Here is a 15,505-nt window from a genome sequence, read left to right as displayed (position 1 = left end):
ACGACTTCCCCACCCGTTACCTGCCTTTTCAAACAGCAACGCTGCCAGCCGTGTTCAGACCAGCACCGGCAAAAATTCTGTGTGCAACAACCACAAGCTACCAACCCGGAACACCCGGGTCGGCCGCCAAAAAAGTGCGCCCGCACAAGGCGGGCACACTTCTTAGATGTGACTTACTTTAACAATTTCGTACTCAATGACGCCGCCCGGTGTTTTCACCGCCACCACATCACCCTCTTCCTTGGCAATCAAGGCGCGAGCAAGTGGCGAACCTACGGAGATTTTTCCGAGTTTGAAGTCAGCTTCATCTTCGCCAACGATCTGATATGTCACGCTTTCGTCAGTCTCAACGTTAGCGATCTCAACCGTCGTACCGAAAATCACCTTGCCGGTGTGCGGGATAGCCGCCACATCGATCACTACCGCGTTCTGCAGGCGGCCTTCGATATCGCGAATACGAGCCTCGGACATACCCTGCAGCTCCCGAGCCGCATGGTATTCCGCATTTTCCTTCAGGTCGCCCAGCTCACGTGCCGTACCAATTTCCTTGCTCAGCTTTGGCCGAACAACCTTGGTCAGGTGTGCAAGCTCATCCTCCAGGGCTTTATGGCCCTGGACTGTCATTGGGTACTTGATCATGCCTTCAATCCTGCGTGTAGATCCTGCAAGCGACGCACGGTTTTTTCAGGACCGAACTTGAGCGCTTCACAGATCGCTTCGCCAGCAGCAATGGTGGTGGTGCAGTAGATCTTGTGCTGCAGCGCGTTGCGGCGAATGGAATAGGAGTCAGCAATCGACTGACGACCTTCGGTGGTGTTGATAATCAAGGTAACTTCGTCATTCTTGATCATGTCGACAACGTGTGGACGACCTTCGGTCACCTTGTTCACACGGCGCACTTTCAGGCCCGCCGCTTCGATGAACTTGGCAGTGCCGGCAGTCGAAACGATCTCGAAGCCCAGGCTGATCAGGTCACGGGCAACGCCAGCCACCAAAGGCTTGTCGTCGTCACGCACGCTGATGAACGCAGTACCGCCGGTAGGCAGCACTTCGCTTGCACCCATCTGGGCCTTGGCAAAAGCTTCGCCGAAGGTATCGCCCACGCCCATCACTTCACCGGTGGACTTCATCTCGGGGCCGAGAATCGGGTCAACACCCGGGAATTTGGCGAACGGGAAGACCGCCTCTTTCACACTGTAGAAGTTAGGAATGATTTCTTTGGTGAAGCCAATTTCCTTCAGGGTTTTACCAGCCATCACGCGTGCCGCGATCATGGCCAGGGAAACACCGATGCACTTGGACACGAAAGGAACGGTACGCGAAGCACGCGGGTTCACTTCGATCACGTAGATATCTTCGCCTTGCAGGGCCAATTGCACGTTCATCAGGCCAACAACACCCAACTCCAGAGCCATCTTCTTGACCTGCTCGCGCATCTCGTCCTGGATGTGCAGCGGCAGCGAGTACGGCGGCAGCGAGCACGCGGAGTCGCCGGAGTGCACGCCCGCCTGCTCGATGTGCTGCATGATCGCGCCGATCACGACATCAGTACCGTCGCAGACCGCATCAACGTCCATCTCGATTGCGCAATTCAGGAAGTGATCCAGCAGCACCGGGCTGTCGTTGGATACTTTCACAGCATCGCGCAGATAACGCTTGAGCTCTTCTTCTTCGTAAACGATTTCCATCGCACGACCGCCCAACACATAGGAAGGACGAACTACCAGCGGGTAACCGATCTTGCCAGCGGCGCGAATGGCTTCTTCTTCGCTGCGCACGGTGGCGTTTGGCGGCTGACGCAGGTTCAGACGCTCAACCATCTGCTGGAAGCGCTCGCGGTCTTCTGCACGGTCGATGGCGTCAGGGCTGGTACCGATAATCGGCACGCCTGCTTCTTCCAGGGCACGAGCCAGTTTCAGCGGAGTTTGGCCGCCGTACTGGACGATCACGCCTTTTGGCTTCTCGACACGCACGATTTCCAGCACGTCTTCCAGTGTTACGGATTCGAAGTACAGACGATCCGAGGTGTCGTAGTCAGTGGAAACCGTTTCCGGGTTGCAGTTGACCATGATGGTCTCGTAACCATCGGCACGCAGCGCCAGAGCGGCGTGGACACAGCAATAGTCGAACTCGATACCTTGACCGATACGGTTCGGACCACCACCCAGAATCATGATCTTGTCACGATCCGAAGGGTTGGCCTCGCACTCTTCCTCATAGGTGGAGTACATGTAAGCGGTGTCTGTAGCGAACTCGGCCGCGCAAGTGTCAACGCGCTTGTAGACCGGGAACACTTCAAGCTTGTGACGGTGGCGACGCAGGTTCTTCTCGGTCACACCCAGAAGCACGGCCAGGCGCGCATCAGAGAAGCCTTTGCGCTTGAGGCGATACATGGCATCGCGATCAATCGAAGACAACGCCATGGTCTTGATGCGCTCTTCGTCCTTGATCAGATCTTCGATCTGCACCAGGAACCAAGGATCAATCATGTTCATGCCGAAGATATCTTCAACGGTCATGCCGGCGCGGAACGCGTCAGCCACGTACCAGATACGCTCGGCACCCGGCACGGTCAGCTCGCGTTTGAGCACGGCCATGCTTTCCGGGTTGCTCAGGTCGAGCTTTGGATCAAGACCGCTTACACCCACTTCCAGACCGCGAAGGGCTTTTTGCAGGGATTCCTGGAACGTCCGGCCAATGGCCATGACTTCACCCACAGATTTCATCTGCGTAGTCAGGCGTGCGTCAGCTTTCGGGAACTTCTCAAAAGCAAAGCGCGGGAGCTTGGTCACAACGTAGTCGATGGACGGCTCGAAGGACGCCGGCGTAGCGCCGCCGGTGATTTCGTTTTGCAGTTCGTCCAGGGTGTAACCGATCGCCAATTTGGCAGCGATACGCGCAATCGGGAAGCCGGTAGCTTTCGATGCCAGCGCCGAAGAACGCGATACACGCGGGTTCATCTCGATCACGACCATGCGGCCGGTGTCCGGGCAGATACCGAACTGAACGTTGGAACCGCCGGTTTCAACGCCGATCTCACGCAGTACCGCCAACGAGGCGTTACGCATGATCTGGTATTCCTTGTCCGTCAGGGTCTGTGCCGGAGCAACGGTGATCGAGTCACCGGTGTGCACACCCATCGGGTCGAAGTTTTCGATCGAGCAAACGATGATGCAGTTGTCCTTTTTGTCGCGGACAACCTCCATCTCGTACTCTTTCCAGCCGATCAGGGACTCGTCGATCAGCAGCTCTTTGGTCGGTGACAGGTCCAGACCACGGGCGCAGATTTCTTCGAACTCTTCACGGTTGTAAGCAATACCGCCACCGGTGCCGCCCATGGTGAAGGACGGACGGATGATGCACGGGAAGCCCAGCTTTTCGAGAACCGCGTTGGCCTCTTCCATGCTGTGGGCAATACCGGAACGCGGGCAATCAAGGCCGATGGACTTCATCGCCTTGTCGAAACGCGAACGGTCTTCAGCCTTGTCGATGGTGTCGGCATTGGCGCCGATCATCTCTACGCCGAACTTCTCCAGAACGCCTTCGCGCTCCAGGTCCAGCGCACAGTTCAGTGCGGTCTGGCCGCCCATGGTTGGCAACAGGGCGTCCGGGCGCTCTTTTTCGATGATCTTGGCGACAGTCTGCCACTTGATCGGCTCGATGTAGGTCGCGTCGGCCATGTCCGGGTCGGTCATGATGGTGGCCGGGTTGGAGTTCACCAGGATGACGCGGTAACCCTCTTCACGCAGGGCTTTACAAGCCTGGGCGCCGGAGTAGTCGAATTCACACGCCTGGCCGATAACGATCGGGCCAGCGCCGAGAATCAGGATGCTTTTTATGTCTGTACGTTTTGGCATGGGTTTGTCACTCAAATCCGCAGGTCAGTCGGCAAGCTGTCAATCAGGCTCCTGAAGCACCCCGGGGGCCACCGAAATTCGGGGCCTCCACAGGGTGCTACAGCAGGAAGCTGATCAGCGGCGCTTGGCCATCTCATTGATGAAGCGATCGAACAGCGGTGCAACGTCGTTCGGGCCCGGGCTTGCTTCAGGGTGGCCCTGGAAGCTGAAAGCGCTCTTGTCGGTCAGTTCGATGCCTTGCAGAGTGCCGTCGAACAGCGACTTGTGGATGGCACGCACGTTGGCTGGCAATGTCGCTTCGTCTACCGCAAAACCGTGGTTCTGGCTGGTGATCATCACAACGCCGGTGTCCAGATCCTGAACAGGGTGGTTAGCACCGTGATGGCCATGACCCATTTTCACGGTCTTTGCGCCAGAGGCCAGAGCCAGCAGCTGGTGACCCAGACAGATACCGAACACCGGAATCTCGGTCTTCAGAACTTCCTGGATAGCGGTAATCGCGTAGTCGCAAGGCTCAGGATCACCCGGGCCATTGGACAGGAACACGCCATCCGGGTTGAGTGCCAGTACATCGCTGGCCGGGGTTTGTGCCGGTACAACGGTAACGCGGCAGCCACGCTCAACCAGCATGCGCAGGATATTCCACTTCACGCCGTAGTCGTAAGCGACTACGTGGTAAGGCAGCTCGCTGGCTTCGATGGTCGGGTGACTATCAGTGGCAAGGTTCCAGACGCTGGAGCGCCACTCGTAAGCTTTTTCGGTGCTGACGACTTTCGCCAGATCCATGCCCTTCAGGCCAGGGAAACCACGCGCAGCTGCAATGGCGGCCTCATCGGAAATGTTGTCACCGGCCATGATGCAGCCGTTCTGTGCGCCTTTTTCACGCAGGATGCGAGTCAGGCGACGGGTATCGATACCGGCGATAGCCACAACGTTGTTGGCTTTCAGATAGTCAGACAGCGACATCTTGTTGCGCCAGTTGCTGGCAACCAGTGGCAGATCACGGATTACCAAACCTGCGGACCAGACACGATCAGACTCGGCGTCTTCCGGGGTAGTACCGGTATTGCCAACATGCGGGTAAGTCAGGGTCACGATTTGCTGAGCGTAGGAAGGATCCGTCAGGATCTCCTGGTAGCCAGTCATTGCGGTGTTAAACACCACCTCACCAACGGTTTGACCGTCGGCCCCAATGGCTTCGCCGCGAAAAATGCTGCCATCAGCGAGGGCGAGTATGGCTTGCTTAGTCAAGAAGACCTCCCGTAAATAAAGCCTGAAAGGGCGATCGCAGGTTGTAAAAAAGCGGAGTGACGTATGGACACGTCACCCCGCTTCTTCATCGAATTATCTGCGCGCTTTTAGTGGACACACTAAAGCTGTAGCTTACAGAAAAAGGCTTTTTTGGTCTACCGCTAAAGAGTCTAAAAGACAGGGGAATGCGACAGAAAATCGCTTAGCGGTTAAAAATCGGGCTATTGGCGCGCCAACAGCCCGATTTTACAGAGGTTACTCAACGCAGGTCGAGCACATCCTGCATGTCATACAAGCCTGGCTGTCGCCCGTCCAGCCAAAGCGCAGCACGAACAGCGCCCTTGGCAAAGGTCATGCGGCTGGATGCCTTGTGGGTAATTTCGAGCCGCTCGCCTTCAGTGGCGAACAGCACCGTATGATCGCCCACCACATCACCGCCGCGCACCGTGGCGAAACCGATGGTTTCACGCTCGCGAGCACCGGTATGGCCTTCACGACCATAGACCGCGACTTTTTGCAGATCACGGCCCAGCGCATCGGCAATGACTTCGCCCATGCGCATCGCGGTACCGGACGGTGCGTCGACCTTGTGCCGGTGATGAGCCTCGATGATTTCGATATCCGCATCATCGCCCATCACCCGCGCAGCCATGTCCAGCAGCTTGAACGACAGGTTGACCCCGACACTGAAGTTGGAAGCAAAGACAATCGCAATGTCCTGGCCCGCCTCGACCAACAGCTGTTTATGCGCAACGGTCAGGCCTGTAGTGCCAATCACCATGGCCTTGCCCAGCTTGCGACACACAGCCAGGTTGCTCAGCATCACTTCAGGCAGGGTGAAGTCGATCAGCACGTCAAAATCAGCAGAAGCCGCTTGCAAGCTGTCCGACAACAGCACACCGATGCGCCCGATAGAGGCCAGCTCACCGGCATCAGCCCCCACCAGCGTACTGCCAGGACGAACGATAGCCGTCGTCAGCCCGCACACTGGTGAGCGCTGTTGCACCGCATCGATCAATGTCTTGCCCATGCGCCCGGCAGCGCCCATCACAGCTATACGTCGCATGCACTGCTCCTTACAGGTCGCCAAAGAAGCGTTTCACGCCTTCGAACCAACCGGTTGCGTTAGGCGAGTGACTGCTGTCGCCTTCCAGTGTTGCGCGAAACTCTTCCATCAGCTCACGCTGGCGGCGATTGAGTTTGACCGGCGTCTCAATCACCACACGGCACATCAAGTCACCAGCGCCGCCGCCACGTACCGGGGCCACACCCTTCCCACGCAGACGGAACTGCTTGCCGGTTTGCGTGCCTTCCGGGATCTTCAGCTTGACCCGACCATCCAGCGTCGGCACTTCAATCTCGGCACCCAACGAAGCATCGGCAAAGTTGATGGGTACTTCACAGAACAGATGCTTGCCGTCGCGCTGGAAAATCGCGTGCTCGCGCACTTCGATCACCACGTACAGATCGCCCGTTGGCCCACCCTGCACGCCCGCCTCGCCTTCGCCCGAAAGACGGATACGATCGCCGGTATCAACACCCGCTGGCACTTTAACGGAAAGGGTTTTGTACTCTTCGACGCGACCTTCGCCACGGCAGCTGTCGCACGGATCAGAAATGACCTTGCCCTGCCCATGGCAACGCGGACAGGTTTGTTGCACAGCGAAGAAACCCTGCTGCATACGCACCTGACCAATACCACCGCAAGTTGTGCAGGTTACGGGCGAGGAGCCTTTCTTGGCACCCGAACCGTCACACGGCTTGCAATTGACCAACGTCGGAACGCGGATATTGACCGTAGTACCGCGCACAGCCTCTTCCAGGTCCAGTTCCAGCGTATAGCGCAAATCGCTACCACGCTGAGCGCCGCCCCGGGAGCCGCCACGACCACCGCCAAAGAAATCGCTGAACACGTCGCCGAAAATATCGGAGAAGTTCTGACCGCCAAAACCTGCACCGCCGCCACCCATTTGCGGATCAACACCGGCATGGCCGTATTGATCATAAGCAGCTCGCTTGCTGGAATCCGACAGAACTTCGTAAGCCTCGTTGGCCTCTTTGAACATTTCTTCCGAGGCCTTGTCATCCGGATTGCGGTCCGGGTGATGCTTCATCGCCAGGCGACGATAAGCCTTTTTCAGCTCTATCTCAGTCGAGGTGCGTTCAACACCCAATATTTCGTAATAGTCGCGCTTTGCCATAATTCTTTGCACTCTCAAGGACGTTCGACAAAACCCTCCCGAGCCTCGCCAAACCCGCCAAGCCCGAAAAGGATCAGACCCGACTCACGTCTTCTCAACGATATTGGTTTGTGTTTAACAGCCAATGCATTGGCCTGCAGGAGCGATTACTTCTGGCTGGAAAACAAGAAAGTTCCAGACCAAACCGCCAGCATTCGACCTTGTCGCATGCTGTAAAAATTCTTCTACTCCAGACACGCCAACGCGGGAGCAAGCTCCCGCGCGGCGACATCCTACCAGTCACCGCTAAAGTGCGGTCAACCGGCCGACAAACAAGCTAATTACTTGTTGTCTTTTACTTCTTCGAACTCAGCGTCGACAACGTCGTCCGCTTTTTCAGCCGAATCAGCTGGCTTGGCCGCTGCGTCTGCCGGGTTCGCCTGCTCAGCGTACATCTTCTGAGCAACTGGGGCGGACACCTTGGACAGCTCTTCAACCTTGGCTTCGATAGCAGCCTTGTCGTCGCCTTTGACTGCGGCTTCAAGTGCAACTACAGCAGCTTCGATTGCAGCTTTCTCTTCCTCGGTTACTTTGTCGCCAGCATCGACGATCATTTTGCGAGTCGAGTGAACCAGTGCGTCGCCCTGGTTGCGTGCAGCTGCCAGCTCTTCGAACTTGCGGTCTTCTTCGGCGTTGATCTCAGCATCACGCACCATCTGAGCAATTTCTTCCTCGGACAGACCCGAGTTAGCCTTGATCACGATGGACTGAGACTTGCCAGTCGCCTTGTCTTTTGCACTTACGTGCAGGATGCCGTTGGCATCGATGTCGAAGGTCACTTCGATCTGAGGCACGCCACGTGGAGCTGGTGGAATGTCAGCCAGGTCGAACTTGCCCAACGACTTGTTCTGAGCGGCTTGCTTGCGCTCGCCTTGCAGCACGTGAATGGTCACTGCGCCCTGGTTATCGTCAGCAGTCGAGAACACTTGCGATTTCTTGGTAGGAATCGTGGTGTTTTTCTCGATCAGAGCAGTCATTACGCCGCCCATGGTTTCGATACCCAAAGTCAGCGGGCTCACGTCCAGCAACAGAACGTCTTTTACATCACCGGCCAATACTGCGCCCTGGATAGCAGCACCCATTGCAACAGCTTCGTCCGGGTTCACGTCTTTACGTGCTTCCTTGCCGAAGAACTCGGTTACCAGCTTCTGTACCAGCGGCATGCGAGTCTGACCACCGACCAGGATCACGTCGTTGATCGCGCCAACGTCGATACCGGCATCTTTCAGAGCGATACGGCATGGCTCGATGGTGCGCTGAACCAGGTCTTCAACCAGCGATTCCAGCTTGGCGCGGGAAATCTTCACGTTCAAGTGCTTAGGACCGGTTGCATCTGCAGTGATGTACGGCAGATTCACGTCAGTCGACTGGCTCGAAGACAGTTCGATCTTGGCTTTTTCAGCAGCTTCTTTCAGACGCTGCATTGCCAGCGGGTCACCTTTAAGGTTCATGCCGCTTTCTTTCTTGAACTCGTCAACCAGGTAGTCGATCAGACGGATGTCAAAGTCTTCACCACCCAGGAACGTGTCACCGTTGGTCGCCAACACTTCAAACTGGTGCTCGCCATCCACTTCGGCAATTTCAATTACCGACACGTCGAAAGTACCGCCACCCAGGTCATAAACGATGACAGTGTGGTCGCCTTTCGCTTTGTCCATACCGTAAGCCAGAGCAGCTGCGGTTGGTTCGTTGATGATGCGTTTTACGTCCAGGCCCGCAATACGTCCGGCGTCTTTGGTCGCCTGACGCTGGCTGTCGTTGAAGTAGGCCGGAACGGTGATAACCGCTTCAGTCACTGGCTCGCCGAGGTAGTCTTCGGCGGTTTTCTTCATTTTCTTCAGAATTTCAGCCGAGATTTGTGGCGGAGCCATTTTCTGGCCGTTCACTTCAACCCAAGCGTCGCCGTTGTCAGCCTTGGCGATCTTGTACGGAACCATCTGAATGTCTTTCTGCACAACTTCTTCGTCAAAACGACGACCGATCAAACGCTTCACCGCGTACAGGGTGTTATGCGGATTGGTCACTGCCTGACGCTTGGCCGACTGGCCAACCAGGATTTCGCCATCGTTGGCGTACGCAACGATCGACGGCGTAGTACGCGCGCCTTCTGCGTTTTCGATAACTTTAGCTTTACCGTTTTCAAGAACCGAAACACACGAGTTGGTGGTCCCGAGGTCAATACCGATAATTCTGCCCATGTTTACTCTCCCTAAATTTGAATTTTTTTGCCGCAGCAGTGATGACCAACTGCGGCATTACTTAAACGCTTGACTTCTAAATGGGGGCCTTGCGGCCGATTTCAAGCCTGTTCGTCAATCGATGGCGAAACCGGCGCTGGCGCCTTGCTGACTACGACCATAGCCGGGCGCAGCAAGCGACCATTGAGCTGATAACCTTTTTGAAACACCTTGAGCACACTGTTTGGCTCCAGGTCAGCGCTTTCCTGCATTGCCATCGCTTGATGATGCTCGGCATTGAAGGGTTCGCCATGTGGATCGATCGCTTCCAGCTGATAACGCTTCAGGGTGTCCTGGAACATTTTCAGGGTCAGTTCGATCCCTTCACGCATTGGGCGAATGTTTTCGTCGTCCGGGCTGGAAAGTTCAAGACCGCGCTCCAGGCTGTCGATCACCGGCAACAGGTCGCCAGCGAATTTTTCCAACGCAAACTTATGCGCCTTCTCAACATCCTGCTCGGCACGACGGCGAACATTCTGCAGATCGGCAGCTACGCGCAGAGCCTGATCGTTGGCGGCGGCCAGTTGCTCTTCAAGCACCTGCACTCGGGCTGCCAGATCCTCACCTGCGACATCGGCGGCCTGATTAGCTTCCTGGTTCTGCGTATCCATAGTCTGTTCGTCTGCCATAGATTTCTCCTTTCAAACATCGTCCGCGAGCTCGACTCGCGCTTCTGCCAAGGTATATGGGGTCGCAATTCTCAGGTTCAAGAGCCAAAAAACCAGAAAAGACATGTTTGAACATCAACGCCCTGGCTGTAAAAAAACTAAAACGAGCTAAAAAACCTAAAAAAACAAGCAAATCGAACTAAGCACAGCCATTGTCAGCACGAAACAAAACACTGTATAAATAACCAGACATTACGTTTTGGAGCGGCTCCCATGCTGGTGCACCTGTCCGTACATAACTACGCCATCGTTGAACATCTCGATCTTGAGCTCGATCGCGGGATGAGCGTAATCACTGGCGAAACCGGCGCCGGCAAATCGATCATGCTCGATGCGCTGGGCCTGGCCCTCGGCGATCGTGCCGACAGCGGTGTGGTACGCCCCGGAGCCGACAAGGCCGACATCCTGGCCACCTTCGACCTGCAACACATTCCCGAAGCCCGGGCCTGGCTGGCCGAGCGCGACCTGGAAGGCGACGGCCCGTGCATCTTGCGCCGGGTCATCACCGCCGAAGGGCGCTCGCGCAGCTACATCAACGGCACCCCCTGCCCTCAAGGCGACTTGAAAGCCCTGGGTGAGCTGCTGATTGATATCCACAGCCAGCACGAACACCAGTCACTGCTAAAGCCCGACACTCACCGCCGCCTGCTCGACGAATTTGCCGGTGCCACGGATCTTGCACGCCAGGTTCAGCTCGCTGCACAACGCTGGCGCCAGACCCGACAAGAGCTAGAGCACCTGTCCAACTCCGGCGATGAACAGCGCGCACGTCATCAGTTGCTGAGCTACCAGCTCGAAGAGCTTGAAACCCTTTCCCTGGGCGAAAACGAACTGGAGGAGCTGGAGCAGGAACACAAAAACCTGACCAACGCCGAAACCCTGCTGACCATCTGCCGCCAGGTGGTCGAACAGTGTAGCGAAAGCGACTCCGGCAACGTGCTTAATGCGCTGACAGCCAGCCTGAACCGCCTTTCGAGCATCAACAGCAACTCGGGCTCACTGGGTGAAGCAACCGACCTGCTGGCCAGCGCACAGATTCAGGTCGAAGAAGCGGTGGGTGAGCTCAACCGCTTCATCGATCACTTTGATGCGGACCCGGGCCGCCTGCAGTACCTCGAAGAGCGGCTCGATACCATCTATACCCTGGCGCGCAAACACCGGGTGCAGCCCACCGAAGTGGCCGCGCTGCAGCAAAAGCTGCTGGATGAACTTGAAACCCTGAACGCCAACGATGAAACCATCGAACGCCTGGCCAATGAACTGGGGGCTTATGCCCGCCACTATCAAGAGTGCGCACGCGAACTCAGCAACCTGCGCAGTCAGGGCGCAACACGCCTGAGCAGCGCAGTAGAAGAAGAAATCCAGCGCCTGGGCATGCCAGGCGGGCGCTTCATGATCGAACTGCGTCCACAGAGCAGCAGTGACCCGATGCCCCACGGCCTGGAGCAGGTCGAACTGCTGGTAAGTGCCAACCCCGGCCAACCACTCAAAGCCCTGGCCAAGGTGGCCTCTGGCGGTGAACTGTCGCGTATCAGCCTGGCCATTCAGGTCATCACTGCACAAACTTCCCGCGTGCCGACTCTGGTATTCGACGAAGTGGACGTCGGGATTGGCGGGCCGACAGCTGAAATCGTGGGGCAGCTACTGCGCCGCCTGGGCGAACGAGGCCAGGTGTTGACCGTCACTCACTTGCCGCAAGTGGCTGCGCAATGCCATCAGCACCTCTTCGTACACAAGGTTCGCGAGAGCGAAACCACGCGCACAGCCGTGTCGAAACTGAGCAAAAAAGAACGCGTAGAAGAAGTCGCCCGCATGCTCGGAGGCATCGATCTGACTAAAGAATCATTGGCACACGCCAAAAAAATGGTCGTCACGGCAAAAAGCCAGGCAGCTTAGCGACGAACGGTCACTCAAAACCGATTTCAGAAAGCACGAAGGCGGCCCTTGGGCCGCCTTCGATCGTTTCGCGAACCGTAATTCGCGCGACATGCTTATTTAACTTTCTTGCGCACGTACAACACCAAGTTGTGATCCACCAACTCAACACCGTGCTTGGCTGCAATGGCGTGCTGCAGTTTTTCGATGTCCTCGTCGAAAAACTCGATCACTTCACCGCTGTCCACGTTGACCATATGGTCGTGGTGGCCACCATCGGCATCAGCCAACTCAAAGACCGCATGACCGCCATCGAAATTATGGCGAATCACCAGCCCCGCTGACTCGAACTGGGTCAGAACACGGTAAACCGTGGCCAGCCCGACGTCTTCGCCTGCCTGCATAAGTGCCTTGTAAACATCCTCGGCGCTCATGTGACGCTGCTCGGCAGAGTCAAGCATCTGTAGAATTTTGACTCGTGGCAGAGTCACCTTAAGTCCGGCCTTACGTAGTTCGCTATTTTCAACCATGGTTAGCTTTCTCGCGGAAGCTGCTTCGCAGCTCCTCTTAATACGGGTATGATCGGCGTTTACGTTGTCCCAGCCAAGATAGTGGAAGTCGCCCACCGATGCAAAACACCAAGCTCTTGCTAACCAGTTTCACCTTTGTGGGACTGCTCGCACTCGCCGGTTGTTCATTCCCCGGGGTTTACAAAATCGACATCCAACAGGGCAATGTCGTCACACAGGACATGATAAACCAGTTACGCCCGGGAATGACCCGTCGGCAAGTGCGGTTTATTATGGGCAACGCCCTGTTGACTGACACTTTCCACCCGGATCGCTGGGACTATCTGTATAGCCTGCAGCCCGGTGGCGGTGAGCGCCAACAAGAACGCGTGAGCGTGTTCTTCAACCAAAACGACCAACTCGTAAGCTTGTCGGGCGATTTCAAGCCTGGCGTAAGCCGCGACGAAGCCATTCTCGGCAAAACCGGTGGCACAGACGTGACCGCACCGGACGCTCCAGTTCAGGCTCCAGCCGAGAAGAAAGAAACACCAGCCAAACCTGGCTCGCTGCTTGATCAAATCCAGAAAGACGTAGACGGTGTTGAAACCGTACCGGTACCTACGCCAGAACCTCTGGATACCACCGAACAATAAACGTTCGGCACAAAAAAGCCCGGCATGCCGGGCTTTTTGTTGTCTGCGATATAGCGATCAGGGCTGGCTCAGGCGCTTGGCTTCGGCAGCTTTAGCCGCACGCTGACGGCGAATCTCTTTAGGATCGGCCAGCAACGGACGATAGATTTCGATGCGATCACCCGCCTGCAGAACTCGAGCTTCAGGCGCCATCACCTGTTTGCCGAAAATCCCCACCGGGCAACTGGCCAGATCAAGCTCGGGGAACTCACCACCGATGCCCGACGCCAATACCGCCGCCCGTACCGTCGTGCCTTCCGGCACTGTCAGGCTCAGCAGCCGCTGGCGCTCGACAGCGGCATAGACCACCTCGATATCAATCATGGGCTCAGCCATACAGCTGCTTGGCTCGCTGACAAAATGCATCCACCAGCGTATTGGCCGCCTGATTGAACAACGGCCCCAGGGTTGCTTTGACAATGGCCCCGGCGTAATCGAAGGTCATGTCCAGGCTGATCTTGCAGGCCTTTTCGCCCAGCGGTTTGAACACCCATACGCCGTGCAGCTTGGTAAACGGGCCTTCTTCAAGGTTCATTTCAATGGACTGCCCCGGCACCAGCGTATTGCGGGTTACGAAGTGCTGGCTCAAGCCGCCCTTTGCTACCCCCAGACTGGCGCGCATCAGCACCTCGGTGTTTTCCAGGATTTCAGCAGACGAACACCACGGCAAAAATTGCGGGTAGCTCGCAACATCGTTGACCAGGTCATAAAGCGCTTGCGCCGGGTAAGGCAACAAGGCCGAGCGTTGGATATGGGTAGTCATGTCAGCGTTACTTCCACAGCTGGGCGGCAAACACAATCAGAATGCCGAGTGGCGCCACATAGCGCATCAAAAAAAGAGTCAGGGCGAACATTACCGGGCTGCGCATCGACAACTCGTCGCGAACCGCACCGCGCCCCATGATCCAGCCTGCAAAGACCACAAAGCACAGCCCACCCAAAGGCAACATGATACGCGAGGTGAAGAAATCGACGACACCAAAGAAGTCCAGACCGCCGGCAGCGCCCCACTGATAGAAGTGAAAGCCTGAGCCTTCATTTACGAAAAACTTGGCCTGCTTCCAGATATTGAACGAAAAGACTGTGCCCAGACCGACAAACCAGCAGCTGAACGCCAGCCAGAACGTGACCCACAACCGTCGCACTTTGGTGCGTTCCACCAGATACGCCACCATCGGTTCAAGCAACGAAATGGCCGAACTCCAGGCCGCCACGGCCACCAGAATAAAGAACACCACGCCCATCAACTGACCGAATGCCACATTGCCAAAAGCAAACGGCAAGGTCACAAACATCAGGCCCGGCCCCTCACTGGGGTTCAAACCCGACGCGAAGACAATTGGAAACAATGCCAGCCCGGCCAGCAATGAGACAAAAGTGTCAATCAGTGCCACCCCCACCACCGTCCCGGAGATCGATGCATTCTTGGGCATGTAGGCGCCATAGATCATGATCGAGCCCACGCCGACGCTCAGCGAAAAGAACGCATGCCCCATCGCAGCCAGCACACCGTCGAGTACGCGGTCGGGGTTGAAGTCGAACATGAAATGCACGCCTTCCATAAAGTGCCCGGTGGTCATGCTGTAACCCAGCAACACCAGCAACAGCACAAACAGAATCGGCATCATGATCCGCAAACTGCGCTCAAGCCCCGCCACTACGCCCCTGGCGATCACAAATGCGGACAACAACATAAACCCGGTGTGCCAAAAAGTGAGGCGCCAAGGGTCCGAAATGACCCCGCCAAAATACGCACCGACCTCATCGGCCGTCGCCCCCTGAAAATCGCCCTTGCCCATATTGATGATGTAATCCAGCGACCAGCCGCCCACCACGCTATAGAAAGATAAAATCAGCAACGCCGTGATCATCCCGGCAAACGCCCCCCACGACCAACGTGCCGAATGCCCCGCCTCGACCGCCAACACCTTCAAGGCATTCGCCGGGCTGAGCCGCGCACGCCGGCCGATAAGGGTTTCAGCCAGCATCACCGGCACACCGATCAGCGCGATACACGCCAAAAACACCAACACAAAAGCGCCGCCACCATAGACGCCGACCATGTAGGGGAATTTCCAGATACTGCCCAAACCCACGGCAGAACCGGTCGCAGCGAGAATAAAGACCCAACGGCTTGCCCAACTGCCGTGGACAGAAACCTTGTCTGTCGACATCG

The 15,505-nt window shown here is 56.6% G+C and carries 13 protein-coding genes; 2 read left to right on the top strand and 11 right to left on the bottom strand.

What is annotated here, in order from left to right:
* Positions 1-162 precede the first annotated feature (162 nt).
* The 7 genes from greA to grpE form a co-directional block, all read right to left on the bottom strand.
* Positions 163-639, bottom strand: coding sequence for a transcription elongation factor GreA (gene greA / locus ACZRMS_RS18940; protein WP_463996553.1), 477 nt, complete (start codon positions 637-639; stop codon positions 163-165).
* Positions 636-3,857, bottom strand: a complete 3,222-nt coding sequence (carB, locus tag ACZRMS_RS18935; protein ID WP_463996552.1) for a carbamoyl-phosphate synthase large subunit — start codon at positions 3,855-3,857, stop codon at positions 636-638. The genes greA and carB overlap by 4 nt, the downstream gene beginning before the upstream one ends.
* A gap of 114 nt (positions 3,858-3,971) precedes the next feature.
* A complete protein-coding gene (gene carA, locus ACZRMS_RS18930; RefSeq protein ID WP_048362129.1) occupies positions 3,972-5,108 on the bottom strand; it encodes a glutamine-hydrolyzing carbamoyl-phosphate synthase small subunit in 1,137 nt (378 codons plus the stop codon).
* 259 nt (positions 5,109-5,367) lie between these two features.
* On the bottom strand, positions 5,368-6,174 hold the full coding sequence (gene dapB, locus ACZRMS_RS18925; protein ID WP_463996551.1) for a 4-hydroxy-tetrahydrodipicolinate reductase: 807 nt from the start codon (positions 6,172-6,174) through the stop codon (positions 5,368-5,370).
* A gap of 10 nt (positions 6,175-6,184) precedes the next feature.
* The gene (gene dnaJ, locus ACZRMS_RS18920) at positions 6,185-7,309 is read right to left on the bottom strand and encodes a molecular chaperone DnaJ (protein WP_463996550.1); all 1,125 of its coding nucleotides are present in this window, start codon (positions 7,307-7,309) and stop codon (positions 6,185-6,187) included.
* A 320-nt stretch (positions 7,310-7,629) separates the two neighbouring features.
* Entirely contained in the window at positions 7,630-9,546 is a 1,917-nt protein-coding gene (dnaK, locus tag ACZRMS_RS18915; protein ID WP_019825894.1) for a molecular chaperone DnaK, read from the bottom strand.
* A gap of 101 nt (positions 9,547-9,647) precedes the next feature.
* Complete coding sequence (grpE, locus tag ACZRMS_RS18910; RefSeq protein ID WP_463996549.1) at positions 9,648-10,214, bottom strand: nucleotide exchange factor GrpE; 567 nt, start codon at positions 10,212-10,214, stop codon at positions 9,648-9,650.
* 252 nt (positions 10,215-10,466) lie between these two features.
* Here grpE and recN point away from each other — a divergent pair, with 252 nt between their 5' ends.
* Positions 10,467-12,149, top strand: coding sequence for a DNA repair protein RecN (gene recN / locus ACZRMS_RS18905; protein ID WP_463996548.1), 1,683 nt, complete (start codon positions 10,467-10,469; stop codon positions 12,147-12,149).
* Positions 12,150-12,244: 95 nt separating this feature from the next.
* Here recN and fur read toward each other — a convergent pair whose 3' ends face one another.
* Positions 12,245-12,658: a ferric iron uptake transcriptional regulator gene (fur, locus tag ACZRMS_RS18900; protein ID WP_048362124.1), complete on the bottom strand. Its 414-nt coding sequence runs from the start codon at positions 12,656-12,658 to the stop codon at positions 12,245-12,247.
* A gap of 98 nt (positions 12,659-12,756) precedes the next feature.
* Between fur and ACZRMS_RS18895 the strand changes: the two genes are divergently transcribed.
* Positions 12,757-13,290, top strand: coding sequence for an outer membrane protein assembly factor BamE (locus tag ACZRMS_RS18895; RefSeq protein WP_463996547.1), 534 nt, complete (start codon positions 12,757-12,759; stop codon positions 13,288-13,290).
* Positions 13,291-13,347: 57 nt separating this feature from the next.
* On the opposite strand, the gene ACZRMS_RS18890 is transcribed toward ACZRMS_RS18895, so the two are convergent.
* The 3 genes from ACZRMS_RS18890 to ACZRMS_RS18880 are packed head-to-tail and all read right to left on the bottom strand — an operon-like array spanning position 13,348 to position 15,503.
* A complete protein-coding gene (locus ACZRMS_RS18890) occupies positions 13,348-13,665 on the bottom strand; it encodes an RnfH family protein (protein ID WP_463996546.1) in 318 nt (105 codons plus the stop codon).
* Positions 13,658-14,092 (bottom strand): type II toxin-antitoxin system RatA family toxin, encoded by a 435-nt coding sequence (locus ACZRMS_RS18885; RefSeq protein WP_463996545.1) that lies wholly within the window; start codon positions 14,090-14,092, stop codon positions 13,658-13,660. Before ACZRMS_RS18885 ends, ACZRMS_RS18890 begins: the two co-directional genes overlap by 8 nt.
* A 7-nt stretch (positions 14,093-14,099) precedes the next feature.
* Positions 14,100-15,503: a sodium-dependent transporter gene (locus ACZRMS_RS18880; protein WP_463996544.1), complete on the bottom strand. Its 1,404-nt coding sequence runs from the start codon at positions 15,501-15,503 to the stop codon at positions 14,100-14,102.
* Between the last annotated feature and the right edge of the window lie 2 nt (positions 15,504-15,505).

The organism is Pseudomonas sp. B424 (genome assembly GCF_055408345.1).
Note: the sequence above shows the minus strand (reverse complement) of the source record. Positions and strands in the feature narration are given on the sequence as shown.